General features: G+C 51.4%; 25 protein-coding genes. 24 read left to right on the plus strand and 1 reads right to left on the minus strand.

Going from position 1 to position 25,795, the window contains the following annotated elements:
- The 21 genes from ACIOVB_RS16710 to ACIOVB_RS16810 all read left to right on the plus strand — a co-directional run.
- Nucleotides 1-343 (plus strand): S1 RNA-binding domain-containing protein (locus ACIOVB_RS16710; protein WP_401269499.1); only part of this gene is annotated, 343 nt, incomplete at its 5' end.
- A 205-nt stretch (nt 344-548) separates the two neighbouring features.
- Complete coding sequence (locus tag ACIOVB_RS16715; RefSeq protein ID WP_401269502.1) at nt 549-827, plus strand: hypothetical protein; 279 nt, start codon at nt 549-551, stop codon at nt 825-827.
- Between the two features lie 142 nt (nt 828-969).
- A complete protein-coding gene (gene ihfB, locus ACIOVB_RS16720; protein ID WP_003189779.1) occupies nt 970-1,266 on the plus strand; it encodes an integration host factor subunit beta in 297 nt (98 codons plus the stop codon).
- Between the two features lie 27 nt (nt 1,267-1,293).
- Nucleotides 1,294-1,533 (plus strand): LapA family protein, encoded by a 240-nt coding sequence (locus ACIOVB_RS16725; RefSeq protein ID WP_401269504.1) that lies wholly within the window; start codon nt 1,294-1,296, stop codon nt 1,531-1,533.
- Between the two features lie 226 nt (nt 1,534-1,759).
- Entirely contained in the window at nt 1,760-2,836 is a 1,077-nt protein-coding gene (rfbB, locus tag ACIOVB_RS16730; RefSeq protein ID WP_401269592.1) for a dTDP-glucose 4,6-dehydratase, read from the plus strand.
- Nucleotides 2,833-3,726, plus strand: a complete 894-nt coding sequence (gene rfbD / locus ACIOVB_RS16735) for a dTDP-4-dehydrorhamnose reductase (protein WP_401269506.1) — start codon at nt 2,833-2,835, stop codon at nt 3,724-3,726. The genes rfbB and rfbD overlap by 4 nt, the downstream gene beginning before the upstream one ends.
- Nucleotides 3,723-4,613: a glucose-1-phosphate thymidylyltransferase RfbA gene (rfbA, locus tag ACIOVB_RS16740; RefSeq protein ID WP_401269509.1), complete on the plus strand. Its 891-nt coding sequence runs from the start codon at nt 3,723-3,725 to the stop codon at nt 4,611-4,613. The genes rfbD and rfbA overlap by 4 nt, the downstream gene beginning before the upstream one ends.
- A gap of 56 nt (nt 4,614-4,669) precedes the next feature.
- Nucleotides 4,670-5,593 carry a glycosyltransferase gene (locus ACIOVB_RS16745; protein ID WP_401269511.1) on the plus strand — a complete coding sequence of 308 codons (924 nt, stop codon included), beginning with the start codon at nt 4,670-4,672 and terminating at the stop codon, nt 5,591-5,593.
- Nucleotides 5,590-6,552 (plus strand): UDP-glucose 4-epimerase family protein, encoded by a 963-nt coding sequence (locus ACIOVB_RS16750; RefSeq protein WP_401269514.1) that lies wholly within the window; start codon nt 5,590-5,592, stop codon nt 6,550-6,552. Before ACIOVB_RS16745 ends, ACIOVB_RS16750 begins: the two co-directional genes overlap by 4 nt.
- Nucleotides 6,552-7,550, plus strand: coding sequence for a glycosyltransferase family 4 protein (locus tag ACIOVB_RS16755; protein WP_401269594.1), 999 nt, complete (start codon nt 6,552-6,554; stop codon nt 7,548-7,550). The genes ACIOVB_RS16750 and ACIOVB_RS16755 overlap by 1 nt, the downstream gene beginning before the upstream one ends.
- 333 nt (nt 7,551-7,883) lie before the next feature.
- Nucleotides 7,884-8,669, plus strand: coding sequence for an ABC transporter permease (locus tag ACIOVB_RS16760; protein WP_401269516.1), 786 nt, complete (start codon nt 7,884-7,886; stop codon nt 8,667-8,669).
- Nucleotides 8,659-9,849, plus strand: a complete 1,191-nt coding sequence (locus tag ACIOVB_RS16765; protein ID WP_401269518.1) for an ABC transporter ATP-binding protein — start codon at nt 8,659-8,661, stop codon at nt 9,847-9,849. Before ACIOVB_RS16760 ends, ACIOVB_RS16765 begins: the two co-directional genes overlap by 11 nt.
- A 2-nt stretch (nt 9,850-9,851) precedes the next feature.
- Nucleotides 9,852-10,616: a class I SAM-dependent methyltransferase gene (locus ACIOVB_RS16770; protein ID WP_401269521.1), complete on the plus strand. Its 765-nt coding sequence runs from the start codon at nt 9,852-9,854 to the stop codon at nt 10,614-10,616.
- Complete coding sequence (locus ACIOVB_RS16775) at nt 10,616-11,239, plus strand: hypothetical protein (RefSeq protein WP_401269524.1); 624 nt, start codon at nt 10,616-10,618, stop codon at nt 11,237-11,239. Before ACIOVB_RS16770 ends, ACIOVB_RS16775 begins: the two co-directional genes overlap by 1 nt.
- 364 nt (nt 11,240-11,603) lie before the next feature.
- The gene (locus tag ACIOVB_RS16780; RefSeq protein ID WP_401269527.1) at nt 11,604-14,084 is read left to right on the plus strand and encodes a glycosyltransferase; all 2,481 of its coding nucleotides are present in this window, start codon (nt 11,604-11,606) and stop codon (nt 14,082-14,084) included.
- Entirely contained in the window at nt 14,081-15,175 is a 1,095-nt protein-coding gene (locus ACIOVB_RS16785; protein WP_401269530.1) for an NAD-dependent epimerase/dehydratase family protein, read from the plus strand. The genes ACIOVB_RS16780 and ACIOVB_RS16785 overlap by 4 nt, the downstream gene beginning before the upstream one ends.
- Before the next feature lie 12 nt (nt 15,176-15,187).
- Nucleotides 15,188-16,135 (plus strand): glycosyltransferase, encoded by a 948-nt coding sequence (locus ACIOVB_RS16790; protein ID WP_401269532.1) that lies wholly within the window; start codon nt 15,188-15,190, stop codon nt 16,133-16,135.
- Nucleotides 16,132-17,262 carry a glycosyltransferase gene (locus ACIOVB_RS16795; protein ID WP_401269534.1) on the plus strand — a complete coding sequence of 377 codons (1,131 nt, stop codon included), beginning with the start codon at nt 16,132-16,134 and terminating at the stop codon, nt 17,260-17,262. Before ACIOVB_RS16790 ends, ACIOVB_RS16795 begins: the two co-directional genes overlap by 4 nt.
- A 72-nt stretch (nt 17,263-17,334) precedes the next feature.
- Nucleotides 17,335-18,735 carry an MBOAT family O-acyltransferase gene (locus ACIOVB_RS16800; RefSeq protein ID WP_401269537.1) on the plus strand — a complete coding sequence of 467 codons (1,401 nt, stop codon included), beginning with the start codon at nt 17,335-17,337 and terminating at the stop codon, nt 18,733-18,735.
- Complete coding sequence (locus tag ACIOVB_RS16805; protein WP_401269539.1) at nt 18,710-19,936, plus strand: hypothetical protein; 1,227 nt, start codon at nt 18,710-18,712, stop codon at nt 19,934-19,936. Before ACIOVB_RS16800 ends, ACIOVB_RS16805 begins: the two co-directional genes overlap by 26 nt.
- Before the next feature lie 138 nt (nt 19,937-20,074).
- The gene (locus ACIOVB_RS16810) at nt 20,075-21,010 is read left to right on the plus strand and encodes a glycosyltransferase (RefSeq protein ID WP_401269541.1); all 936 of its coding nucleotides are present in this window, start codon (nt 20,075-20,077) and stop codon (nt 21,008-21,010) included.
- A gap of 29 nt (nt 21,011-21,039) precedes the next feature.
- On the opposite strand, the gene ACIOVB_RS16815 is transcribed toward ACIOVB_RS16810, so the two are convergent.
- A complete protein-coding gene (locus tag ACIOVB_RS16815) occupies nt 21,040-22,035 on the minus strand; it encodes a glycosyltransferase family 2 protein (protein ID WP_401269544.1) in 996 nt (331 codons plus the stop codon).
- Nucleotides 22,036-22,309: 274 nt separating this feature from the next.
- On the opposite strand from ACIOVB_RS16815, the gene ACIOVB_RS16820 reads away from it, so the two are divergent.
- The 3 genes from ACIOVB_RS16820 to ACIOVB_RS16830 all read left to right on the plus strand — a co-directional run bounded on the left by ACIOVB_RS16820 (nt 22,310) and on the right by ACIOVB_RS16830 (nt 25,770).
- A complete protein-coding gene (locus ACIOVB_RS16820; protein WP_401269546.1) occupies nt 22,310-24,319 on the plus strand; it encodes a polysaccharide biosynthesis protein in 2,010 nt (669 codons plus the stop codon).
- A 110-nt stretch (nt 24,320-24,429) separates the two neighbouring features.
- Nucleotides 24,430-24,765: a ComEA family DNA-binding protein gene (locus tag ACIOVB_RS16825; protein ID WP_401269549.1), complete on the plus strand. Its 336-nt coding sequence runs from the start codon at nt 24,430-24,432 to the stop codon at nt 24,763-24,765.
- A 210-nt stretch (nt 24,766-24,975) separates the two neighbouring features.
- Nucleotides 24,976-25,770 carry an SDR family NAD(P)-dependent oxidoreductase gene (locus tag ACIOVB_RS16830; protein WP_401269552.1) on the plus strand — a complete coding sequence of 265 codons (795 nt, stop codon included), beginning with the start codon at nt 24,976-24,978 and terminating at the stop codon, nt 25,768-25,770.
- Nucleotides 25,771-25,795 lie beyond the last annotated feature (25 nt).

Consider the following 25,795-nt stretch of genomic DNA (forward strand, 5'->3'; position numbering starts at 1 on the left):
GGTAAACGACAAAGGCGCAATCGTTACTGGCACCGTGAAAGAAGTTGACGCCAAAGGCGCCATCATCGTTCTGGCCGACGATATCGAAGCGACTCTGAAAGCCTCCGAAATCAGCCGTGACCGCGTTGAAGACGCGCGCAACGTTCTGAAAGAAGGCCAGGAAGTAGAAGCCAAGATCATCAGCGTTGATCGCAAGAGCCGCGTGATCCAACTCTCCATCAAGTCGAAAGATGATGCTGAAGAGAAAGAAGCTATCCAGAGCCTGAAAGAGACTCCGGAAGCTGCTACCGGCGACACCACCATGGCGGCATTGCTGCGCCAGGCAATGGCCAAACAGAACTAAGTTCTGCTTGATCATTAAAAAGGGCGACTTCGGTCGCCCTTTTTTGTGCCTGCGATTTGGTGAGTTGCGTGTGCTGTGGAGGGTTGTGGTGAAACCAATCTCACTCCGGAGTTGTCTGTTTCTTTAATCGGATCAATCGCCTATTCGCGACTAAGCTTGGTCTTAAGCGTGTGGTAGTCGGGCGTCGCCTGGCATAAGGAAGTGGATGAACAAGTTTATTGTCCTCATGGCTGTATTGGTTTTGGCAGGCTGCACCACCAGCGCCAAGACCCATGCGGTGCGCGGTGTCAGCGGTATCGAAGTCGACTGCTCTGGGTTGGGCTCCAGTTGGGAGAAGTGCCAGAAGCGCGCGGCGAAGGAGTGCAAAGGGGCTGGGTATAAAGTCATTACCCGATCTGATGATGCCAAGGATGAAGATGAGTTTCCTTTTGGCTTCAATCCAGCGGGCTATGTGACGCGAACCATGCTGGTCATCTGTCGTTGAGCTTGTTTGTTGATTTTATGCCCTGAAAATGGGCGTTTTGACGCTGAGGAAGATATGTCAATCCCTGGGCTGTTCAAAATCTTCCGGGCGTGCTAAAACCTTTCAAGCGCTGATCTAGCTGCTTGAAAAAGAAGGGAAAAATATGACGAAGTCGGAGTTGATCGAACGAATTGTCACCCATCAAGGGCTGCTCTCATCCAAGGATGTAGAGCTGGCCATCAAGACCATGCTTGAACAAATGTCCCAATGTCTGGCCACCGGCGATCGCATTGAGATCCGTGGATTCGGCAGCTTCTCCCTGCACTATCGTGCGCCACGTGTCGGGCGCAATCCAAAGACTGGCCAGTCTGTGAGTCTGGACGGTAAATTCGTTCCGCATTTCAAGCCGGGAAAGGAATTGCGTGATCGGGTAAACGAGGAAGAGGAGGAGGGGGTTTGACAGTCGCTATCTTTCAAGGGGTTACTCATGCGTAACCTCAAGCGCATATTTCTTGGCGTTTTTATTCTTTTGCTGGTGTTGGTGATTCTGGCGTTTGTGCTTGAGAATCAGCAGTCGGTATCGTTGTTGTTTCTGGGTTTGTCCGGGCCTCAATTGCCAGTCTCACTCGTAGTGGTTTTCGCATTGCTCATCGGCATGTTGATTGGGCCGATGATTGGCTGGTTTGTGGGACGCTCGTCCAGAGCAGGGCGCAAACGTCTTGTCTGAAAACGACAGGTGCAGGGCATCTGTCGAAATTGCCTCTTTGCCTGTCTTTATCCATTAGTAAAACGTTCGTTAAGCTGTAAAATGCAGCCCTTGTTCGACAGTGCCTTGATTGCACGTTCGATTCAGACTGACTCTGACGGAAGCCTCGGATTTGATGGCTTCTGCATTCATGGATTAGACGGTGCTCGTTGATGGCGCCGTCCGCAGCTCAAGGGTATGGTTTCGCGTGAAAATTCTAGTTACCGGCGGCGCCGGGTTCATCGGCTCGGCAGTCATCCGTCACATCATCTCCAATACTACCGACGCCGTCGTTAACGTCGATAAGCTGACATATGCCGGTAATCTGGAGTCGTTGGCAGAAGTCAGTCAGGATTCGCGTTACGTATTTGAGCGCGTGGATATCTGTGATCGCGATCAGATCGACCGTGTTCTACGTGAGCACCAGCCGGACGCGATCATGCATCTGGCCGCAGAGTCCCATGTTGACCGCTCGATTTCTGGACCTTACGAGTTCATCCAGACCAATATCATCGGCACGTACACACTGTTGGAAGCCGCGCGCCATTATTGGGCGGCGCTGGATGATGCGCGTAAAGCTAACTTCCGCTTTCACCACATTTCGACTGATGAAGTTTACGGAGACCTCGAAGGTCCGGAAGACCTCTTCACCGAAACCACGCCGTATCAGCCAAGCTCGCCATACTCGGCAAGCAAAGCGAGCTCTGATCACTTGGTTCGCGCCTGGGCCCGCACTTTTGGCCTGCCTACCCTCGTCACCAACTGCTCGAACAATTACGGTCCATGCCATTTTCCTGAAAAGCTGATCCCGCTGATCATTCTCAATGCGCTGGAAGGTAAGCCGCTGCCGGTCTATGGCAAGGGTAATCAGGTTCGTGACTGGCTATATGTCGAAGACCACGCCCGTGCGTTGTATAAAGTCGTGACCGAGGGTGTGATTGGTGAGACTTACAACATCGGCGGTCATAACGAAAAGCAAAACATCGAAGTGGTGCATACCCTTTGTGCACTGCTGGATGAGTTGCGTCCAGATTCCGCTCATCGTCCACACGCGAGTTTGATCACCTATGTTCAGGATCGTCCGGGTCATGACCAGCGTTATGCGATCGATGCAAGCAAGATCCAGCGCGAACTGGGCTGGACGCCGGAAGAGACTTTTGAGACTGGCATCCGCAAGACTGTTGAGTGGTACCTCAGTAATACGGAGTGGGTGGCTCACGTTAAGAGCGGCAGCTATCAGCAGTGGATTGACCAGAATTACGCTGACCGGTCGGACAAGGCATGAAGATCCTCCTGTTAGGAAAGAATGGCCAAGTGGGGTGGGAGCTTCAGCGTTCCCTTGCTTCGCTTGGGCAGCTGGTCGCCCTGGATCGTCATTCCGTTGATGGTCTTTGCGGTGATCTGTCCGATCTGGATTCTTTGCGCGCCACGATTCGGGCAGTTCGGCCAGATGTGATCGTGAATGCCGCGGCCTATACTGCCGTCGACAAAGCCGAATCAGAGGCCGAGCTGGCCAGCCGTGTAAACGGTCAGGCTAGCCAGGTCATGGCGCAAGAAGCGGCGTCGCTGGGCGCATGGCTGATTCACTACTCGACGGATTATGTTTTCAGTGGTCAAGGTGATACGCCATGGCGGGAGGCGGATGACGTTGCCCCGGTCAATCACTACGGTGCCAGCAAGCTTGCCGGTGAGCGGGCAATTATCGCGTCCGGCTGTAAGTATCTGATCTTTCGCACAAGCTGGGTATTCGGTGCCCGAGGGAACAACTTCGCCAAGACCATGCTTCGCCTGGCCAAGGATCGTGAAACCCTCAACGTCATCGCTGACCAGGTCGGCGCGCCGACGGGTGCAGATTTGATCGCCGACATTACGGCGCTGGCTATTCAGCAAGTGGTCAAGCGTCCGGAGCTAGCGGGTCTCTACCATCTGGCTGCGGCGGGAAAAGTGTCGTGGCATGGATATGCCTGTCACGTGATCGATTTCGCCAAGGCCCAAGGTGAAGAGTTGGCGGTGATCTCTGTCAATCCTATCGATACGACTGCCTATCCAACACCTGCGCGTCGCCCACTGAATTCACGTTTGAATACTCAGAAGCTGAGTGAAAATTTTTCTCTACACTTGCCGGATTGGCAGAGTGGTGTAACCCGAATGCTTAGGGAAGTTCTAGACAAATGACCGCGACAAATCGTAAAGGCATCATTCTCGCCGGGGGGGCGGGCACTCGTCTGCACCCTTTGACTCTCGGTGTGTCCAAGCAGATGCTGCCGATCTACGACAAGCCGATGATTTTTTATCCGCTGTCGGTATTGATGCTGGCGGGGATGCGCGAGATTTTGATCATCTCGACTCCTGAAGATTTGCCGTTGTTTCGCAAGTTGTTGGGGGATGGCAGTCTTTACGGCATCAAGCTCACTTATGCCGAGCAACCGACTCCTGACGGTCTAGCCCAAGCATTCATTATTGGTGAAAATTTTATTGGTAATGATCCGTGCTGTCTGATTCTGGGTGACAACATTTTCTACGGTCAGCACTTCTCGGATAACCTGCGTGCCGCCAGCACTCAAGAGTGCGGCGCAACGGTGTTCGGTTACCACGTTTCCGATCCTGAACGTTTTGGTGTCGTTGAGTTCGATGCGGCAGGTAAAGCGCTAAGCATTGAAGAGAAGCCGCTGAAGCCTAAGTCCAATTACGCAGTAACCGGGTTGTACTTCTACGATAACGATGTTGTTGATATCGCCAAGAACATCAAGCCTTCCGAGCGTGGCGAACTGGAAATCACAGATGTCAACCGCGCTTACCTTGAGCGCAAGACGCTCAAGGTTGAGATGCTTGGGCGTGGCTTTGCCTGGCTGGACACCGGCACTCATGATTCCCTGCTGGAAGCCAGCCACTTCGTCCATACCATCGAGCAGCGCCAAGGCCTGAAGGTGGCTTGCCTGGAGGAGATTGCTTATCACAACGGCTGGATCAGTTCCGAGCAGTTGAAGGCTCAAGCTGATGCATTGAAAAAGACTGGCTATGGCCAATATCTGCAGAAACTTCTGGACTCGCCCGCTCACTGAGATAAGGGCTTGACCCTTTCGAGCAGTTGCGTTTAACCAGTGCAAGCAGGAATGGCATGCCAGGAAAATATCCGAAAGTTGCAGTTTTGCTGGCGGCCTATAACGGTATGCAGTGGATCGAAGAGCAGTTGGCTTCGATTCTCTGCCAGTCAGCCATCGACGTAACTGTTTATATCAGCGTTGATCCTTCGGTTGACGACACAGAGTCCTTGTGCAGGGCTTATGCCGCCCGTCACTCCGCCGTAAAACTGTTACCGCCCGCCGGTTCTTTTGGCGGTGCCTCTCGCAACTTTTTCAGGCTTATTCGTGATGTCGATCTTAGTGGGTACGACTTCGTTGCCTTCTCTGATCAGGATGACATCTGGCACGTCGATAAGCTGGAACGTGCGGTTGACGCAATCATGCAACGTGACGTCGATGCTTATTCCAGCAATGTCACAGCATTTTGGCCTGATGGTAAAACCCGGTTGCTGGACAAGGCGCAGCCTCAGGTGGCGTGGGACTATCTGTTCGAGGCGGCGGGCCCAGGCTGCACTTACGTTATGAGTAAAAAGTTAATCAAGCCTTTGAAAGAAGCGATGCTGGGCAACTGGCAGAGTTTACAAGGTGTCAGTCTGCATGACTGGTATTGCTATGCTTTTGCGCGTAGCCATGGTTTCAAGTGGTACATCGATCCACTTCCCACGATGCAGTACCGTCAACACGAAAGAAATCAGGTCGGTGCCAACATTGGCTTGGGTTCTCTTGTGGCGCGTTATAAAACCATCCATGACGGTTGGTGGTTTTCCCAGGTTCAGCTTATTGCACGTCTGATTGGCAAGGGCAGGGATCCATTTGTTCGAAGTTGGCACCATTTCAGGTTTTGCGATCTGTTGCGGCTTTCATTCAGTGCTTTCAGTTGTCGCAGGCGCAATAGAGATAAGGCTTTTTTTTTCCTGGTTTGTTGGGTGACTGCCTTGATCGGAAGTAGGTCCAGATGAAAAAAAGACGAGTCTTGGTGACGGGGGCGTCGGGATTTGTCGGCGAAGCTGTGATCTTCAGGTTATTGCTGGATGGGAAGTTCACCCCCATCGCAGCTATGCGTGCTAGTACGCGGTTGAATGGTTTGTGTCCGGTCGTGCCGTTTGATCTATGTCGGCCCGAGAGTATGCCTGTCCTGTCTAGCGTTGATGTCGTGATTCATTGTGCCGCCAGGGTGCATGTCATGAATGAGACGGCCATCGATAGTCTTAGTGCATTTCGCCAAGCAAATGTCGAAGGGACAGTCTGGCTCGCCAGGCAGGCGGCTAGCTGTGGCGTAAAGCGTTTTGTCTTTATAAGTTCGATCAAGGTCAACGGAGAATCGACTGGCCGCGGTGCCCTTTTCAGAGCTGATGATGAACCTGCGCCTCTTGACCCCTACGGAATTTCCAAATGCGAAGCCGAAGTGGCTTTGCGGCGAATCGGTGCGAAAACTGGAATGGAAGTCGTCGTCATTCGCCCTCCGTTGGTTTACGGGCCGGGGGTCAAGGCCAATTTTCTGGTGATGATGCGATGGTTGGATCGAGGGTTACCTCTACCTTTCGGTATGCTGGACAATCGACGTAGTCTTGTTTCGCTGGGTAACCTCGCAGATCTGATAGTCACCTGTATCGAGCATCCTGCTGCTGCAAATCAAACGTTTCTGGTCAGTGATGGCGAAGACTTATCGACTTCGCAACTATTACTGCATATGGCGCGGGCGATGGACAAGCTTGCAATACTGTTGCCGGTTCCAACAGTTCTTTTAAAATTATTAGGTTCCGCATTCGGCAAATCGAGTGCTATCGACCGGTTATGCGGGTCCTTGCAAGTTGACATTGGGCCAACTCAAAAAATGCTGGGTTGGCAGCCACCGTTGAGTGCGGAAAAGGCGTTCCGGGAGACTGCCGACTATTATCTGGAAAAATATAAAAAATGATGGCTGTTTTATGGGTAGCGGTATTCGCTATTTCGTTATGGTTGACAGGCTTTTTGCGGCGTTATGCACTTACCCGAAGTCTGATGGATGTTCCCAACGAGCGGAGTGCACATTCAACTCCGACGCCACGCGGCGGCGGTGTAGCGATTGTCGTCGCCTTTTTGATCTCGCTCCCGGGGCTTGCATTTGCGGGAGCGTTGTCGCTGCCGGCGTTGGCTGCGTTCTCTGGCGCAGGGTTGCTGATAGCGATCATCGGATTCGCGGATGATCACGGGCATATCGCAGCAAGGTGGCGGTTATTGGGGCACTTCATGGCGGCAGGTTGGGTGCTGTTATGTTTTGGAGGGATTGCTCCAGTCGAGGTGGGGGGCGTGATGCTGAGTCTTGGTTATGGAGGCTTGGTTGTTGGTGCGTTCTTTCTTGTCTGGATGCTCAATCTCTATAATTTCATGGACGGAATTGATGGCCTGGCGAGTATTCAAGCCATCACGGCCTGCCTGGGAATGTGCGCGATCTATTGGTCAGTGGGGGCTGTAGATTTGATCTGGGCTCCACTGATGTTGGCCGTTGCCGTTAGTGGATTTCTTTACTGGAACTTCCCGCCTGCGCGTATCTTCATGGGTGATGCAGGAAGTGGATTCCTGGGTTTGATTATCGGTTCAATGGCGCTGTTGGCCGCTTGGAGTAATCCGGAGCTTTTATGGGGTTGGCTGATTTTGCTGGGAGTCTTTGTCGTCGACGCTACATTTACTCTGGTTCGACGGCTGATTCGCGGAGATAAGGTTTATCAAGCTCATAGTAGTCACGCATATCAGAATGCAGCGCGTCGCTGGGGGCATGGACGGGTGACGCTTGGCGTAGCTCTTATTAATGTCTTTTATTTGTTGCCGATTTCCATGCTGGTGTCACTAGGCTGTATCAGTGATGTGTCCGGAGTAGCGCTGGCTTACATGCCATTGTTGATGATTGCCTGTTTTTTGAAAGCGGGCAAGGCGTAAGTTTGAAGGGCCGCTTTAATTAGCGCTTTTTAATGAAGTATTGCGCCGGTAGTGGGTTGTTTGCAGATTTCCTTTCTGTGAGCACGACGAGTGGGAGGGAGGTTGATCCCGAGTCGTGAGCTTGAGAACCTGTAGGCCGGTTTTGGCAGTGTGTGGCCCGGTCGTTTAGGGGTGGCATCCGATTCGTCCGTTGGTGGTGTTCTTCAAGCGGGGGTTGGATGTGGCAGGGTATTGGCAGTCTCGCTGCTCGCTTTTTGGGTGGCGCTTCCCTATACTCCGTCGCCTGTGAATATTTGAACTGGATACTGTTTTGTATCTTTTTTTGGGGTTTTTATGAAGTTTGCAGAATGTTTCAGGTTGGCTTGGGATTTGGCAAGGCGTGACCTGCAAGCTAAATATAAAAGATCATTCCTTGGCGTTTTCTGGATGGTGTTGACGCCACTTTGTTTGTTGTGTGTCTACACCGTTGTCTTTGGTGGGATACTCAAAGTAAGTTGGAATGAGCCGGGGTCTGATGTTTCTGTCGGTTTTGTTTTGCCGTTCTTTATCGGTCTTTCAATTTATTTGTTGATATCAGACGTTATCAATTCATCTACGGTTGTATTTGCGAGTAAGCGAACCTATGTAGTCAAATCACCATTTCCTTTGTGGGTGCTTTGGCTCGCCAATCTTATGCGTGCTTATGTTCACGGCGTGATATATGCCGTCATGGTATTGATCTTGTGCGTGGTGTTCTCTGTCGTTGGAATGCACAACGTAGGTTGGGCTTTTGTCTTGTTGCTGTTGTCGCTGACGATCATCTCGGCGGTATCGTTGATATTGTCTGTCGTAGGGCCGTTTATAGGTGATATATCAGAGGCGGTCAGGCTGTTGATGCGAGTGCTATTTTACGCGGCGCCGATCTCATACCCTGTGAGCATGGCCCCAGAAGCGTACCGGTTCATTTTATGGCTTAATCCCCTGACCATTATTGTTGAGCCTTTGCGAGAGGCATTGGTGTTCGGCAAAGGACCTTCGATGGTGGTTTTTATGTCTTTGTTGTGCTCAGCGCTGCTACTGAGTGTGTTCTCGGTTTGGCTGTTTAACAGGATCAAAGGGGTAGTCGCCGATGTCGTCTAATATTGAACGCGACCACCTGTTGCTAGAAGCAAGGAACATAAGTAAATCCTACGCTAGTGCCCTGCGACCAATGACAGTCTTTTTTGACGCGTTGCTGAAGCGCACGTCAACCGCAGTGGGTGGGAAGAAAGTCCTGAATGGGATCAACCTGGAAGTCCGTAGCGGTGAAACCGTCGGCATAATCGGGCGCAATGGTGCCGGTAAGTCGACACTGCTTGGTATTCTGGGTAACGTGATAGAACCCACGGAGGGGCAAGTAAGCCGATATGGTCGGATTGCAACATTGCTGGGTCTTACTGCCGGTTTCAACATGAGTTTCACAGGCAGAGAAAATGCTTACCTGTTTTGCAGCATTCAGGGGATCAACAGGCAAGGTACAGATAGTCGAATAGCGGATATCATAGAGTTTGCTGATCTGGGCGAGTATTTCGATCAGCCCTTGCGCACCTATTCATCAGGAATGCAGTCGCGTCTTGCCTTCGCATGTGCGGTCCATGTTGACGCTGATCTCATTATCATTGATGAAACTTTGGCTGTCGGTGACGCGAGTTTTCGCATGAAGTGTTATGACCGTATCCGCGCGATGCGTGATTCGGGTCAGACATTTTTGCTTGTTACACACAATCAGAATCTGCTGGCAAACTTTTGCACTCGTGCCGTGGTAATCGAGGGTGGAAAGAAAATTCATGATGGTTCGGTTTTCGAGGGTATTGAAGTTTACAAAAATGTCCGTAGCGACAACATGCCGGCCAAAGCCAAGGCAGGTAAGGTTGCAAAGGCTCCAGAACTTCTAAAGAAGTTTGCTCTGGAGTATGACGAAAGTGCTAATAAGTATGTGTTCAGGGCCAGTTTTATAGCTGCAAGTTCAGCTGAATGCGTGGCTTTTAACTTTGGTATCAGAAACAGTTCCGGAATTACAGTATGTGCGATAGATGGTTCGGAAACGGGCCCGCTTCTGCATGATGTGATTGAGGGGAATGAGTACAGTCTGGAGTTTTCTTTTAATAACCACTTATTGGGTGGGAAGTATTTTTTGAGTTATATAGTTAATCAAGTGGTAGGCGACGCCACGGTTCCCTTGGAAATGGCGCAAAACTTTTTTAATTTCGATGTGGCGGCAGTCTCTGGCCAGACCGGAATTGTTGACTTGGGCTTGGCCCTCTCGAGCTCGAGGATCTAAAAGTGTCTACTGAAAAACCTGTGAAAGAAAAGAAACTGAAATTCAACGCTTCGCTCGAGTTTCCGCATGTCCCTCCGTTTCAGGAAATTTTCTTTGAGCGCATTCCTGTGCTTCATGCGTTTCAGCTCGCGATCGCGAATTTTTTGCGCACTGAAAAGCAGAAAAAAAAGCAAAACATGTGGGGTGATTTTTTCTGGAAAAGAGGTGTTCGGCGTCTGAATCGGTTCAATGCGGTGGAGTGCGGTGTTTTCACTGGGAGTAGCCTTGTGGCCTGCGCCAGATATGCTCATGAGAGCGGCATCCCTTTCAAGATGACGGGGCTGGATACCTTCAGCGGTTTGCCACCGCTTTCCGAGCAGGACAAGTTGTTCGCGCCTGCTGATGCCACCTATTTGAATAAAACGCTATTTACTGAAACGTCCCTTGCTGGTGTCCAGGCACTAGTGGATCGAGCTGAGCTGACGAAGTTCGTGGAGTTGCGCGAGGGGCTCTTCAGTCAGTCTTTGCCATTGCTGGAGGAGCAGCAATATCACTACGTCAATATCGATTGTGACTTATTCGAGCCGCATATCGAATGCCTTGAATATTTCTATCCGAGAATGGTACCTGGCGGGGTAATCTTTTTTGATGATTACAATTCCATCAATTACCCGATGGCAGGTAAGGCGATTGATCAGTTCTTCGCTGATAAGCCTGAGACCTTGGCTCAGATCCGTTATGGGAATGACGCGCCGAACAGAACGAAAGCCTACATAGTGAAATACTGATGAAGGCTTTCTTCTCCAGGATCAGGCAACTGTTCTCATCCCCGAACGTGGAGGAGGGGCCGTCAGTCTCTTTTGGCGAAGGTGCACAAATTGCGAAAGATGCCAGTTTCGAGGGGTGTCTTTCGAATATTGTCATCGGCAAACGAGTCGTCATCAAATCTGGCGCGCGGCTCATTTGTACAAACCTGGAATCAAGGATTGTCATAGGTGACGGCAGTATCATCAGCCACGGTGCAATCCTAGATACCGGCCCGGGCGGGTGCATTGAGTTGGGGCGGTCGAACTCAGTGAATCCTTATTGTGTTTTGTATGGACATGGCGGGTTCCAGACAGGAAGTTATGTTCGAATTGCTGCGCATACAGTCGTAATCCCTGCCAACCATATATTCGATGATCCGACACTGCCGATTGCCAAACAAGGTCTCACCCGTGAAGGCATTCGGATGGGTAACGACATCTGGATTGGAACAGGCTGCCGGATACTGGATGGTATAACCATCGCGGACGGCGCAGTAATTGCTGCTGGGGCGGTTGTCAACAGGAGTGTCTGTCGGGGTGCCATCGTAGGTGGCGTACCTGCCCGCGTAATCAAGTACCGCCCAGGCTTCGAGGCTCAGGATTAACTCTATTGTTTGCGCGCTCAATCCCATTATTCGGGTTGCACACGGATTTACGCGGTGCGTGTTGCGCAAGGTAGCTTGATGCAGGTCATGCTCCCAGGGTGGTTATCATCCAGAATGTTCGACGTCGAAAAAATGCCTCTCGACAACGGGTGTTCGGTAGAATGAGACGTTAAGCCCAAGTGATCGACAAAGCTGGTGTTTGTCAATGTTCGGGGCGGTTGTGCCGCCCGTGACGGTGTGTACTTCGGCATGGTGCGAGCCGCTTACCCCCCATTTATCTGTTTTTATTTTTGTTTATCAGCTTTGGCTCGTTTGTAGGTATATGGACCAGAGAGGGAGGAAGCGTTCAGATATGGAAGGATTTATGAGCAAACGTCAGATAAAAGTCGGTTGGTGCGTATCTTCACTGTCACTTGATATTGCGAGTGTGCGCTATCGTGCTCTGCTGCCTTTGTTGGCCTTGGAAAAAAAAGGTTTTATCTGCCGTCTGTTCAGTCCTCAATCCTCCATGGATCTTGAAGGGCTTGATGCGCTAGTCATTGTAAAAACCTTTTCGATGGAAAGCCTTGCATTGATCCAGCGGGCGCGAGCACTGGGCATTCCTGTCATCATCGATTTGTGCGACAACGTCTTCGTGCCCGGATATGGCAAGAGCATGAACGTGCCGCCGGGGGAGATGCTGGTGACGATGGCGCAGTATGCCAGCGCTATCGTCACTACCACCGAGCCGCTTGCAGAAGTGGTGAGAGCCCACGCGCCAAATGTGGCAGTGCATGTAATCCCCGATGGGCTGGTATCCGACTCTGCGGCACGCAAAGGTGCTCAACTGATCAATGCAGCCAAGGTACTTGAAGGAAGTCGAGCAACTTCATTGTTCCGTACTCGTTTGAAAAATCTGCTGAATGAAATCCGGGATTCGGGGAGTATTTTCACTGCTAAGCGCTTGTTGAAGAAGCAGATACACCGCGTCAGGAAGAAACGTGGCAGGGATGGTTCGGTCGCGACGGTCAAGTCTATCCTGCGTGTGTTGTGGCGAAAGAGTGTTGCCATTCTGAATCTGATGCGGTCTCAGGGTGTTGCTCTTCTTAGCAGAATCAAACGCCACTTGAAAGTTGCGCGTCCCGAAGCTAAGCAGCCTGCCATAGCGGTCCCGGCTGCGGTTATCGCCATGCCGGCCATTGACTCTTCCAAGATGTATTTGCTGTGGTTCGGTAATCACGGTGCTGATTATGCCGACTTCGGTATTCTAGATTTGTTGCTGATCCGTGAAGCCCTAGAGACGATTGCACTGGAGTATCCAGTCGAACTGGTTGTAATCAGCAACAACAAAGACAAATATGAAAAAATGATCAAGCCGATGGCGATCGCATCGCGCTATGTCGAGTGGTCAATCTCCGCGGTTGATCAATGGATGGCCGTTTCGGACGTCGTGCTGATTCCGAACTCCTGCGATCCGTTCAGTGTCTGTAAATCCGCAAACCGGACGGTTCACGCTCTGATGTGCGGCATTCCTGTTGTTGCCACTGCAACTCCGGGACTAGCACCTTTAGCGGGCGGTTTGGCCACCGATGATTTTCTTATCGGCATGCGTCGTTATCTTTCCGACAAAAAAAATGGGCTAAGGGATATAGCGCTGGCGAAAAAGCTCATAGACAAGCACTTTAGCGCTCCAGTGATAGGTGACCTATGGGCGATGGTATTGCAAAGCGCTTTAGCTGAACCCGACGATACTTCGGCCGAAAGCGATGCCGAGATCGTCGTGGTGTTGCATCTGATTCAGGATCTGGATTTGGCCTTGCCTATCGTTCTCGAACTCAAGCAGCGGGGAATTCCGTTTCAAGTAATCTGCAGCCACGTGTTGCTGAAAGCATCTCCGCGAGTCATGAAAACCTTTGCGCAGCATGGCATCAATATAAGGGTGCTCCCCGCGACTGATCCGTTGACCTCTTTCCGTTTCGGCCCACGAACCAAAGCACTGCTATCGGTCTCGGAGACCAATCTCAGCCCTCATCGTTTTACTCGCTCACTTACCGAAGCGGCGAAAGCTATTGGCATCATGACGGCGACTTTGCAACATGGTCTTGAAAACGTAGGGCTGACCTATAGCGACAAGATTCAGTCGGTAGATCGCGTCAACTTTGCAGCAGATAAAATCTATCTTTGGGGTGGGCTCGACACGTTGCATCCTGAAGTCAGTAATGCCACTCGAATGAAATGTGTACCCATCGGCTGCCCCAAAATCAATCAGGTAGAAACTGCCGATCTCAGTGCTTTGATTGATCCGCAGGCATGCGTCGTTGGTGTGTTCGAGAACCTGCACTGGCATCGATATAGCGAAGACTATCGGCAGTTCTTCCTCGACGGCGTCACCGCCCTTGCTGAGCGCTTTCCCGATGTCATATTTCTGATCAAACCACACCACGCCGGGTTATGGCTGACCTCCCGTTATCAAGGTGAAAAGCCTGTGGCTTCAAACCTGATTATTGCCGACCCTAAACAGGCGCAATGGGAGCGCTATACAGCTGGCGGATTGTTGGGGCGCGTTAAAGCAGTCATCACCAGTCCTTCTACCGTTGCGCTGGATGCTGCCATGCGTGGATTGCCAGTGGCGGTGGTAACGCGCTCTCTCGAAACGGAGACATATAACCCGCTTTTTGCCATCGAACAGATGGCTGACTGGTCCACGTTCGTTGAGCGTGTACTGGATCATAGTCATGAACCAGAGCTTGAACAGCTATCCGAGCGCTTCGCCAGACGTATGGTACTGCAAGATGAAGCCGCCGCTGGAATAGTAGACAACTTGGTCTGTTCAACATCACTACACTCCCAGGTAACAAATCAATGACACAGCGTATTTTCATCACTGGCGGTGCCGGGTTCATCGGTAGCCGTCTGGTCAAGGCCCTGCTCAAGGAAGATGCTTCTCGTACTATTTGGGTCTACGACAACCTGCATCCTCAGGTTCATGGTGCTGATGCTGCTGATCCGATCTTTCCTTCGAATGTGCACTTCATCCGTGGCGACGTAGCTGACGGCCAAGCACTTGGACAGGCGGTGTCGCTGGCTGATCCGGAGCTGGTTTATCACTTGGCTGCCGAGACAGGTACTGGCCAATCCTATGACGAGCCGACCCGTTACTGTTCGGTGAACGTACTGGGCACGACTCACCTGATCGAAGCGCTGCGCAAGCAGAAAAATGTGCGCAAGGTGATTCTGGCTGCTTCGCGGGCGGTCTACGGCGAGGGTGGATATGCCGATGCCCGTGGGGTCGAATACGTTGGGTTGCCGCGCCAACCAGAAGCCATGACAGCGGGCGACTTCACCGTACCCCTGCCGGCAGGGGCATTACTTCCAGCCCGACCAATCGCCAGCCATGCCGGATTGCCGCCGGCACCCGCATCGGTGTACGCGTCGACCAAGTTGATGCAGGAATACCTGCTCTGCCAGGCTGGTGACGGCGCCCCTTGGAAAGCAACCATTCTGCGGTTCCAGAATGTCTACGGCCCAGGTCAGTCTCTACGTAATCCCTACACGGGCGTACTATCTATCTTCGCTCGTCAGCTGCTTGCCGGTGGAGAGCTCGCGATTTTTGAAGATGGTGATATAGCTCGTGATTTCGTTTTCGTGGATGACATCGTAGATGCGCTGGTCAAAGCTGAAGCCGCCGATGTAGCCCATGGCACCATCCTCGATATCGGCAGTGGAGAGCCGGTTTCCATCCTCGACATGGCCCGGATGCTGATGCGCAATCTGGGTGTGAACGATACCTCTTATAAAATCACCGGCCAGTTCCGGATTGGTGATATTCGCTATGCGTGCGCCAACATTACCGCCGCCCGAAGCGCCCTGAACTGGACCCCGAACGTGAGCATTCAGTCGGGTGTCGAACTTCTGGCCGAGTGGGCGAAGGTAGAATTCAAGAACGCTAACGTTTAAGAGGGAATTCGAATGGTTCACGATGATGAAGTGATTCGGGTATATGTGGGTGTTGATCGCTCGCAGCTACTGGCTGTTCCTGTACTCGAGTATTCGATCAAACGACACACCACCGCGAAGGTGGAGGTCATTCCGATGCTTGACCTGCCGGTGCCGGAACCCAAGGACCCGCGTAACGGACAGCGTACCGGCTTCTCTTTCAGCCGCTTTTGCATTCCCAAGCTCAGTGGTTACAAAGGCAAGGCGATTTATATGGACGCCGATATGTTGGTGTTCCGTGATATTCGTGAGCTGTGGAACATTCCGTTTGATGGCGCCAAGATCATCATCCAGCAGGAAGTAAAGTTCGCCGATGAGTCGACGCAGAAAGTCGGCGCGCCTAAGACCCGCAAGAAACAGTGCGCGGTCATGCTGCTGGATTGCGAGCGCCTTGATTGGGACGTTGAAAACATCGTCAACGGCATGGATGAAGGGCTTTACGATTACGACCAGTTGATGTCGGAACTGATTATTCTGGACGAAGAGCACGTTAAGTACGGTGTGCCGTTCGAGTGGAATAGCCTGGAGCATTGGGATACCGATACCCGGCTGATTCACTACACCGACGTGTACACCCAACCGTGGTCAGCGTGCGGTAATAAAAACGCCTGGCCGTGGTTCGCTGAAGTAAGGTTGATGCTGGCGGATGGTACGTTGACCCAAGCGGCGATCCAGAAGGAAATCGATCTCGGTTATTTCCGCCCTTCGCTCATTCGTGACATCAAATACCGTCACATGATCCCGTCGTTCCTCCATGGGTTATGGGACAAGAAGAACGCCGCTGCTGACAAGCTGTCTGGATATGTTCCACACAAGGCTGTATATGAGGCCAAGCGTCACCGTCAGAAAGTGATCAAGGCCTATGAAGCCAAGATGCAGGCTGAGCAGGATGCAATCAACAAGAAGGCTTCCAACGCATGATTGCGTTTCTCAAGTCGCTGTTCAAACCGCGTGTTGCGCAAACGTCGACTGATTTCGACGTTTGCGTTGACGGTAACCCTGATGGCCGCAACATTCTGATTTTTACCGAGAATGTGAATGCCACCTATTTCATCAGTTTTGATATTCCCCTGCGCGAAATGCATCGGCGCGGGGAGGTCAACTTTGCGGTGGTTTCCCAAAATCTGGTCGCCCGCAAGGGCGATGGATGCTGGAAGCAATGGAATGAAGCATTCAAGCCGCAGCTGGTGGTCATAACCCGGTATGGGCAGCCATTCGGCGAGCAAATCGTCGATTATTTCAAGTCCCAAAATATCCCGGTGGTCTACCACATTGATGACAACTTGCTGGAGATACCGCATTCATTGGGGGCGGAAATCCAAAAGCGCCAAGGCGCTCAGGATGTCATCGAAGCGCGTCGATATCAGCTTGCGCACTGTGATCTTATCTACGCTTCCACGCCTCATCTGGCGGGATTGTTGGGCAAGCTGTTCGCGCACCAGCCCGTTTATCATGGTATGTACGCACCTTTCATGGGCGAAAGGGTAGCGATCTCCCGACAGCCACGTCAGTATCAAACTGTGGGCTACATGGGGTCCAAGGGGCATCAGGAAGATCTCGACCTGGTAGTGCCCGCGCTTGAGCGCCTCCTGGATGAAAGACCACAACTTCGTTTTGAAGTTTTCGGCACTATTCAGATGCCCAAGTCCCTTGAGCGCTTCGGCGATCGGGTTAAGAGTCACAAGGTTAATAAAGCCTATGCGGAGTTTCTATCCGTATTGGCCGGACTGAACTGGGACATCGGACTGGCGCCGTTGGTCAATGAGGACTTCAATCTTTGCAAGGCTCCGACCAAGTTTATTGAATACACAGCGGCGGGCATACCCGTCATGGCGTCCGACATACCGGTCTACAGCAACGTCATTCCGCAAGGTGGTGGGGTTTTGGTGCATGAAGACTGGTTCAAGGCGCTGAGTGAACATCTCGACACTCCAGCTTTGGGGCAGCAGATGGTTGCGACTGCTCAGGAGTATTGTGCATCTCATTTCTCGATCGGCAGGCTGGAGCAGCAATTGCGAACAGTTTTTGAACGAGTTCTGAAGTCTTAAAAAGTTGCAGTAGTCAAAGTCCGAATGTTGGAGAAGCAATGTTGGTGATCAAATGAAGGGGAATGAATAGCAATGCTTTTCAACTCCATAGAGTATGTGATTTTACTCAGTGTCACACTGGCTTGTTATTGGCTATGCCCTGCTTTGCGTGGCCGCCAGTGGATAGTATTTCTGTCTAGTCTCTACTTCTATATGAGTTGGAGCAAAACATTCGGTCTCATGCTGCTGGGGGTAATTGCCGTCAATTGGTTGATTGGCGGCAAGGTATCCACTACCAAGTCGCGAGGCTGGCTTGTTCTTTCCTGTGTACTCAACCTTGCTTTGTTGTGTTACTTCAAGTACATGAACTTCTTTCTGGAGAACATTGAGTACATCGCCAGGCTTGAAGACCCATCATATGAGATTGGTTTGCTCAAGGTTATTTTGCCTCTGGGTATCTCCTTTTATGTGTTTGAGTTGATTTCATATCAGGTCGATGTGTATCAAGGGAAGTACACACATGAAAAAGATCCGCTGACCTTTGCGATATTCGTATTATTTTTTCCGCATTTAATTGCCGGGCCCATTTGCCGTGCCAGCCAGTTTATGCCACAGATTCATGTGAAGCAGAGTCTGGCAGGTGCTCACTTCTACAATGGGCTGTATTACTTTATCGCTGGGTTGGCGCTTAAGTGTGGAATCGCAGATGGTATTGCGCCGTTCATTAACGTGATCTTCAAAGCGCCGGAGCAGTACTCGGGATTTGACAACCTCTTCGCCGTGATCGGATTCGGCGTACAGATACTTTGTGACTTTTGGGGGTATTCGTTGATGGCATTGGGGGCCGCGCTGCTCTTTGGCTATGTGCTTCCCTACAACTTCAATGCGCCGTACTCCTCGTTGTCAATCAAGGAATTCTGGCGGCGGTGGCATATCACTCTAAGCAACTGGCTAAGGGATTATCTTTATATCGCCCTTGGTGGTTCGCGTAATCAGGTCAAGTGGAAAATTCAGAGAAATCTTATATTGACCATGTTGCTCGGAGGGCTCTGGCATGGTGCGAGCTGGAACTTCATCATTTGGGGGGGCTTGCACGGTGGCGCGCTCGCGATCAATCGATGGTTCGAGAACAGTCAGTTGCCCACGTCGATCAAGCGTCCGTTTCAGTATTTGCCTGTCGCGTGGTTGTTGACGATGGTGGTGGTATTTGTGGCGTGGATATTTTTCCGTGCAGCAACTGCCGGCGATGCAATGATGATGATCGAGCGGATCCTGATGCCGTCGACAGAGTGGTTTCAGACAAAACTGACTCCGCTGTTTTTCGAGCTGCTCGTCTTGTACGTTCCGCTGCAATGGTTCGTTCATCGCACAACCTACCAGCGCGATATTACCAATGCCTTTCCATGGCAGGCGGCAATGGGCTTTGCTGCGTTAGCACTTTTCTCTTACATTTATTATGTAGACGGAAATGACTTCATATACTTTCAATTCTGAGAGCCAGAAGCTCACTCGCTCCCGGTTGCTCAAGCTTTACGTATTGACTGCCTTGATGGTGGTGGGCGGCTTTGTGTGCCTGGAATTTGCAGTTCGTTTTCGAGAAACGCTCAAGCAGCCGGATGTATCTCAAAGCGCCGCGGAACTGATGGCCGCTTTGCCCACTATGACAGTCTCAGGTCGAGAGCTGAATAATCAGTTATTGATCCAGAATGTCACTTTGTTTAGCCAGTATCCTGAGCCACTGGAAATAACTTCGGGGTATGTAGGGACCTCTCGTAGCAAAATTCTGCACCCGAGACGTTTTGGTCATCAGAATGCCATCGTGGGTGCAGGGAATTCCTATAACGAGATGAGTTATGGATTGCTGCTTCAGGCAGAAATTCTTCGCTTGAGGTTTCCGAATCTGAAGCGAGTTTATGTTGAAACGTCTTTCTTGCTCAGGACCTCTGCGAACTTGAATGTAGCACCTGATCACATCAAGTATCTGCCCTTGTTAAAAACGCTGGCTCCTTTGTGCTCGGACGAAGTCCCCGGTTGCCAGCATGTTTTCGCGGAACTGGACAAGCAAGGCAAGATCAGTTGGAAGCCTGAAACACGTCTCCACAGAAGCGAGTTGCGGCTTACTTCGTTATTGGCGAACTCCGATGATTCAACTCCTGTAAAGCAGGATCCTCTACTCGCACATCTTGAATCAAACGGTGAAAAAAAAGGCCGTTTCAATGCCTTGATTGCAAAGAACGAAATGCTTCCTGAAGTGGCTAATGAGAATGTCAAGGTTCAGCGGATGCGTAACATTTCCAGCAACGCGCCATGGGATGGGTTGTTTGATTTGTTTGCACGTTGGGGGCAGAAACATGGGATTCAGATCGTTATGTTTCAGCCGCCGGTTCGATCAGATCTTTACGCCTATCAGGTCAAGTACGGCCTCCAGCAACATGTGGAAGATCTGCAGAGAGTCTCTTCTAAATACAATATTCCCTTTATCGATCTGGATAAGCCTGAGTTAGGTTATATCAACGACTGGAGCTTGTTCAGTGATGAAGATCATTTGGAAACGTGCGTTGGTAGCGGGTTGTTGATTCTGGCGGTAGACGCCGGCGTCAAGCGCTATGAACAACAGCAGGATCTACAGCCAGTCATAAAGCGATCGATGGTTGAGGAAGAAAAGAATAAAGACCTCGAATCCTGTCTGAATTGAGGCCTTTTCTAGAGCTTAAAAAGAGAAGCTCTCGAGGGCCATAATTTACAGGCTGTGTGCTTGACGGGCCAGTGTTTGATATCCGAATGGCTGGCTCAATAAAGAATTTGCCGATTTGAAGTCGGGTTGGGGACGAAAATGAATTTACGGGCCGATGAACAAAGTGAGCCACTGAATACATATGGTGCAACTTCACCTGTTCGTGTCTTTGTTGCCGCGACTCCGGCCGAGTGGCTGCCAATGCGGGTTCTGGAGTTTTCGATCCGGGAGCGTACTTCGTTGCCAGTCGAGTTGTCTGCGATTTACAGCCACAAGCGCGAGATTCCACAGCCCAAAGGTATGGAAAACAGAGCACGTACGCCGTTTTCCTTTCAGCGCTTTCTCATACCTGAACTGTGTCAGTTCAATGGCCGCGCTATTTACATGGATGCGGACATGCAGGTTTTTGAGGATATCGAGGGGTTATGGAATCAGCCATTCTCCGATAATGACTTGTTGACCGTCGCAAGCGGGGGCGAAGGGCGTCGTCCGCAGTTCAGTGTGATGGTTCTGGATTGCGAGCGACTCAACTGGAGGATTGAGGACATCGTTTCCGATCTGGATAGCGGCAAACTTGAATATCGAACGCTTATGTTCGAGATGACTGTTGCCCAAAAGATCGGCTACTCGGTCCCGGTGATCTGGAACTCTCTGGAACACTTCAGGGAGGGAGAGACTGCATTGCTGCATTATACGGATATGAACACCCAGCCTTGGGTGTCGCTCGAAAACAAGAATGGTCACGTCTGGATGGCGTGTTTGAGACGGGCCGTCGCCAGCGGATTTATCAGCCGTGATGAACTCGTCCGGGAAATCAGGCAGCGCCATGTCAGGCCTACACTCTTGACCCAGCTTGACTCCGGAGAGGACCAAGCCGGCAAGTTGAGTGTGGTTGCTGTTATGCGAGATCTTTTCTTTGTGGCCCCGTACCACGCGCTGGGTAAAAAAATCCTGGGACGTCTGAGAACCAGAACTCTTTATTACCTGCGTCTGTGTCGCTACATCATTGCAAAATTTGAATCAAAAAGTCAGTAGAGCGTACGTTATCAACTCAGCGGGTTTGATCAGATTTTGTTCAGAAAGATTGCAATGATTAGGCTGATATTACCCAGTACTGACTGACGGTATATTCCCGATCTTTTCATGAGGCGAAGCCGTTGAATGAATGGGCTGAGGCGACCCTGACGAAAATTCTGCAGGGTTTGGCTATTCGCCGAAGTCAATTCATTCTTTACGGCTTCAAGGGTCTGGAGATTGTAGTCGCTCCAGCTTCTGAAGCGACCGTCGATTAACTTGCCCACTCGGCTCAGTCGTTCCATCAGGCCAGAATTGGCACCGATGACGTTTGCGCTGTGCTGTCGATAATCGAGAGTAGGCTTCAAGTCATATATGACATGCCCTCCACAAGCCGTTATCAGCAGATAACTCAGCCAGTCGTGTGCCACGATAGTTGTGGTGTCAGGCACTTTTCTCAAAAGATCGCGGGCTGCATTATTCAGCAGCATGGTATTAGCGCCCGCAATACTCTGAATCAATGCGTTCTGAAATTCAGGGGGCTTCGTGAATGCTGGAGAAAACCCAGTAATTTTTCTGTCTTCGTCAATCAAACGTGTACGTGAGCAGTACAGCGCCGGCAAGTGGGAAGGTAGTTTTTCCAAATGTCGGATACTTCTATACAGCTTGTTATCGAACCAGATATCGTCCTGATCACTGAAAGCATAGAAGTCTGCACGTATGTTCGAGTTGCGTACCAATGACATGAAGTTTTCAGCAAATCCGGCGCGAGGGCCGCTGAATAAATGAATACGTTGTGAATCGATCAGTTCCTGATAGTTTTTCAATAACGCAAGTGTTCCGTCGGTGGAGCCATCATCGGATATGTACAGCGTCCAGTTTTGATGGGTCTGCGCTATGAGCGAATCGATCTGCTCCTTGAGATAGGCTTGTCCATTGTACGTACACATCAGAATTGCGACTTTACACTGAGAGAGCGATTTCATCGGGGCTTCAACGGGTAGGTCAGAACCTGTTTGACCGGTTCGGGGCGTTTGCTGCTCCATGCGTCCTCACGTTTTGAGTTAGAAATTGCGTTAGCAGTGGTTAAAAAACAGGTTGGTGGCCTCATGATATCGCTCATGGAATCCAGAGCGGGAAACGGGATGCGCACAGGGCGTGCATTTTATCTGTCCGGCAGGTTTAATCTCTAGTTTTTTGCGTTTTAATACGGCTTTTGGTGATGGCTTTTTTCGGTTTCGCACGAAGGTGTCAGTTGACTTGTCAAAGATGATACTTGACGGTGCGTAATTGCTGCTTCCTTTGGAGTAATCGATATGAATGGACGGATGGTTAATGGATAAGATGCGAATATTCCTGCTTGGAATGCCTCGCCAAAGAAAACGTCTGATTCAGGTAATCATGGACGTCTTTCTGGTATGGATATCGCTCTGGGGATCGTTTGTGGTTCGGTTGGGAATCGAAAACGTCACTCAGCCCATCGAGACGCACCTCTGGCTTTTTATCAGTGCGCCGCTGATCTCCATCCCTTTGTTCATTCGATTCGGCATGTATCGCGCCGTGATGCGTTATTTCGGGAATGATGCGCTGATCGCTATCATCAAAGCAGTCAGCCTGTCAGCGCTTCTCCTCGCTTTGGTGGTCTTCTGGTACAGCAATCACAAAACTGTGGTGCCGCGTTCCATCATCTTCAATTATTGGTGGTTAAGTCTGGTCATCATCGGTGGGCTGCGGTTATGCATGCGCCAGTATTTCATGGGGGACTGGTTCACAGCAGCCAAACATGTCCCATTCACCAGCCGCGACGATGGCCTGACCAAGGTCGCGATCTATGGCGCGGGTGTTGCCGGTAATCAGTTGGTTGCTGCACTTCGCATGGGCCGTGTGATGCGTCCTGTGGCCTTTATCGATGATGATGCAAGTATTGCGGATCGCTCCATCTCCGGGCTTCAGGTCTACAAGCCTAAACACATTCAGCAAATGATCGATGTCACGGGGGCCCAGGAAATCTTGCTCGCGCTACCATCGTCGACCCGGGCGCGACGTCGGGAGATCCTGAATTTGCTTGAAGGTTTTCCTCTGCATGTCCGCAGCGTTCCAAACTTTACCGATCTGGCCAGTGGTCGAGTAAAAGTCGAAGACATTCAGGAGGTTGACATCGCTGATTTGTTGGGACGGGATGCTGTACCGGCACAGCCTGATCTGCTTGAGCGTTGTATCAAGGGAAAGACCGTTATGGTCACAGGTGCGGGGGGGTCCATAGGTTCAGAGTTGTGCCGACAGATTTTTTTGCTCGGGCCAACCACATTGCTTTTATTTGAGCACAGTGAATTCAATCTTTACAGCATCCTTTCGGAACTGGAACAGCGGGGATGCCGGGAATCAGTGGATGTTCAATTGCTGCCGATTCTGGGGTCCATTCGTCATCAGGAGAAGCTGCTGGACGTGATGAAGACCTGGAAAGTGGACACGGTCTACCACGCGGCAGCTTATAAACATGTTCCGATGGTTGAGCACAACATTGCCGAGGGCGTGCTGAACAATGTTATTGGTACACTCAACACGGCTCAGGCTGCGCTACAGTCGGGTGTCGCAAACTTCGTCCTGATCTCCACCGACAAAGCAGTGCGTCCTACCAATGTCATGGGCAGTACTAAACGGCTTGCCGAATTGACGCTGCAGGCGCTCAGTCGGGAGATTGCTCCGGTATTGTTCGGTGATAAGGCCAATATCTCTCGAGTCAACAAAACCCGTTTTACCATGGTCCGATTCGGTAACGTTTTGGGCTCTTCTGGTTCCGTAATTCCACTATTCCACAGTCAGATAAAGTCTGGCGGCCCGCTGACGGTCACTCACCCGAAAATCACCCGCTACTTCATGACGATCCCGGAAGCAGCACAATTGGTCATCCAGGCAGGTTCGATGGGGCAAGGCGGCGATGTATTTGTTCTGGACATGGGAGAACCCGTAAAAATCGTCGAACTGGCAGAGAAGATGATCCATCTCTCAGGCTTGAGTATCCGATCAGAGCGTAATCCGCACGGTGATATTTCCGTTAAGTTCACTGGTTTGCGTCCTGGAGAGAAACTTTACGAGGAGCTGTTGATCGGCGATAACGTGTCGGCCACGCCGCATCCGATGATCATGTCGGCCAATGAAGATCACCTCTCATGGGACGTTCTCAAGGTCCGGTTGGGCGAACTGCTGCTAGCCGTCGAGAAAGACGATTATTCCCGCGTCCGCCAACTCCTCCGAGAAACCGTCAGCGGCTACACCCCCGATGGCGAGATCGTCGACTGGATCTATCAACAGCGACGTCTCGAACCCTGATTGTTTCACATCCTGTAACGCACGCATTTTTGACATGCGCCAACCATCACCTACTTTTGAGGAGCAGCTTCGGAAAAGCTGCTTTCTCAAATGATGATGGAGCGTCACTTATGCGTACCGGTTACTTCTACTCCTTGGTTTTTGCCTTCCTCACCAGTGCCTCGATTGCTGCGATTGCAGCGCCCGTTGCGCCGTCGGAGCCAGTGAAGGCGCCGATCGTGATGGACGCTGCGGTATCTTCCCAGACTGCAAAAATCGATCTCAACGAAGCCGACTCGGCGACGCTGCAAAAGGAACTGTCAGGCGTAGGTGAGGCCAAGGCCAAAGCGATTGTTACGTATCGCGAAACAAACGGGCCGTTCTCCTCGGTCGATGAGTTGCTGGAAGTGAAGGGGATCGGCAAGGCGATCCTGGATCGCAATCGCGATAAGCTGGAAGTGAACTAAGCTGATTGTTCAACGCCAAGGGGCCGGTCATTGACCGGCCTTTTTGTTTTTCTGTTCGCGAGTTTGGCAGGGAAGGCGAAGGGGACGCTCGTCGGATAGCAAAAAATTACGGCTATCATATTGGCTTTGGATTATGCCTATAATAATTTCCACGCGCTCTGCATCAAAAGGATTCAGAGGCGATCCCTCAAGCATTTCAGGAGTACGGTCATGAATTCGGTTGCAGCCCAAGGTACGGCTCTTGTCACGGGTGCATCTTCCGGTATCGGTGCGATTTACGCTGAGCGGTTGGCAGCGCGTGGGTTCGATCTGTTGTTGGTCGCCCGTGATCTGGAACGCCTGGAAAACGCCGCGAGCCATTTGCGCGAGGCTCATGGCGTTCAGGTCGAAGTGATGAAGGCGGATCTGACGCAGAAAGATGACGTGCTCAAACTGGAGCAACGCCTGCGCAGTGACTCGAGCATCAGCCTGTTGGTCAACAACGCAGGTGTTGCGGCTGACGGTCTGTTGGCCAACGCCGATCTGGAGAATCTGGAGCGTTTGATCCAGCTCAATGTCACCACGGTCACCCGACTGGCATCGGCCGCTGCGGCGAGTTTCGCCAAGGCTGGTCGCGGCACGATCATCAACATCGCCTCGGTGGTGGCGCTGTTTCCTGAGCGCTTCAATGCCACTTACAGCGCCAGCAAAGCTTACGTGTTGAGCCTCACCCAATCGCTGAATGCCGAACTCGACGGCACAGGGGTCAAGGTGCAAGCGGTACTGCCCGGCGTCACCCGCACGGAAATCTGGGAGCGCTCCGGTATCGACGCCAGCGGCATCCCGGCAGACATGGTGATGGAGGCCGGCGAGATGGTGGATGCAGCGCTGGCCGGTCTGGATCAAGGCGAACTCATTACCATCCCTTCCTTGCCGGATGCAGACGAGTGGCATGCGTTTGTCGCAGCGCGTCACGTGATGGCACCGAATCTGTCGCGCAGTTCGGCAGCCAGTCGTTACAAATAAGTTCTTCTGAATCGGTGAGAGGTAT

The sequence above is a fragment of the Pseudomonas sp. NPDC087639 genome (assembly GCF_044743385.1).
GTDB lineage: Bacteria > Pseudomonadota > Gammaproteobacteria > Pseudomonadales > Pseudomonadaceae > Aquipseudomonas.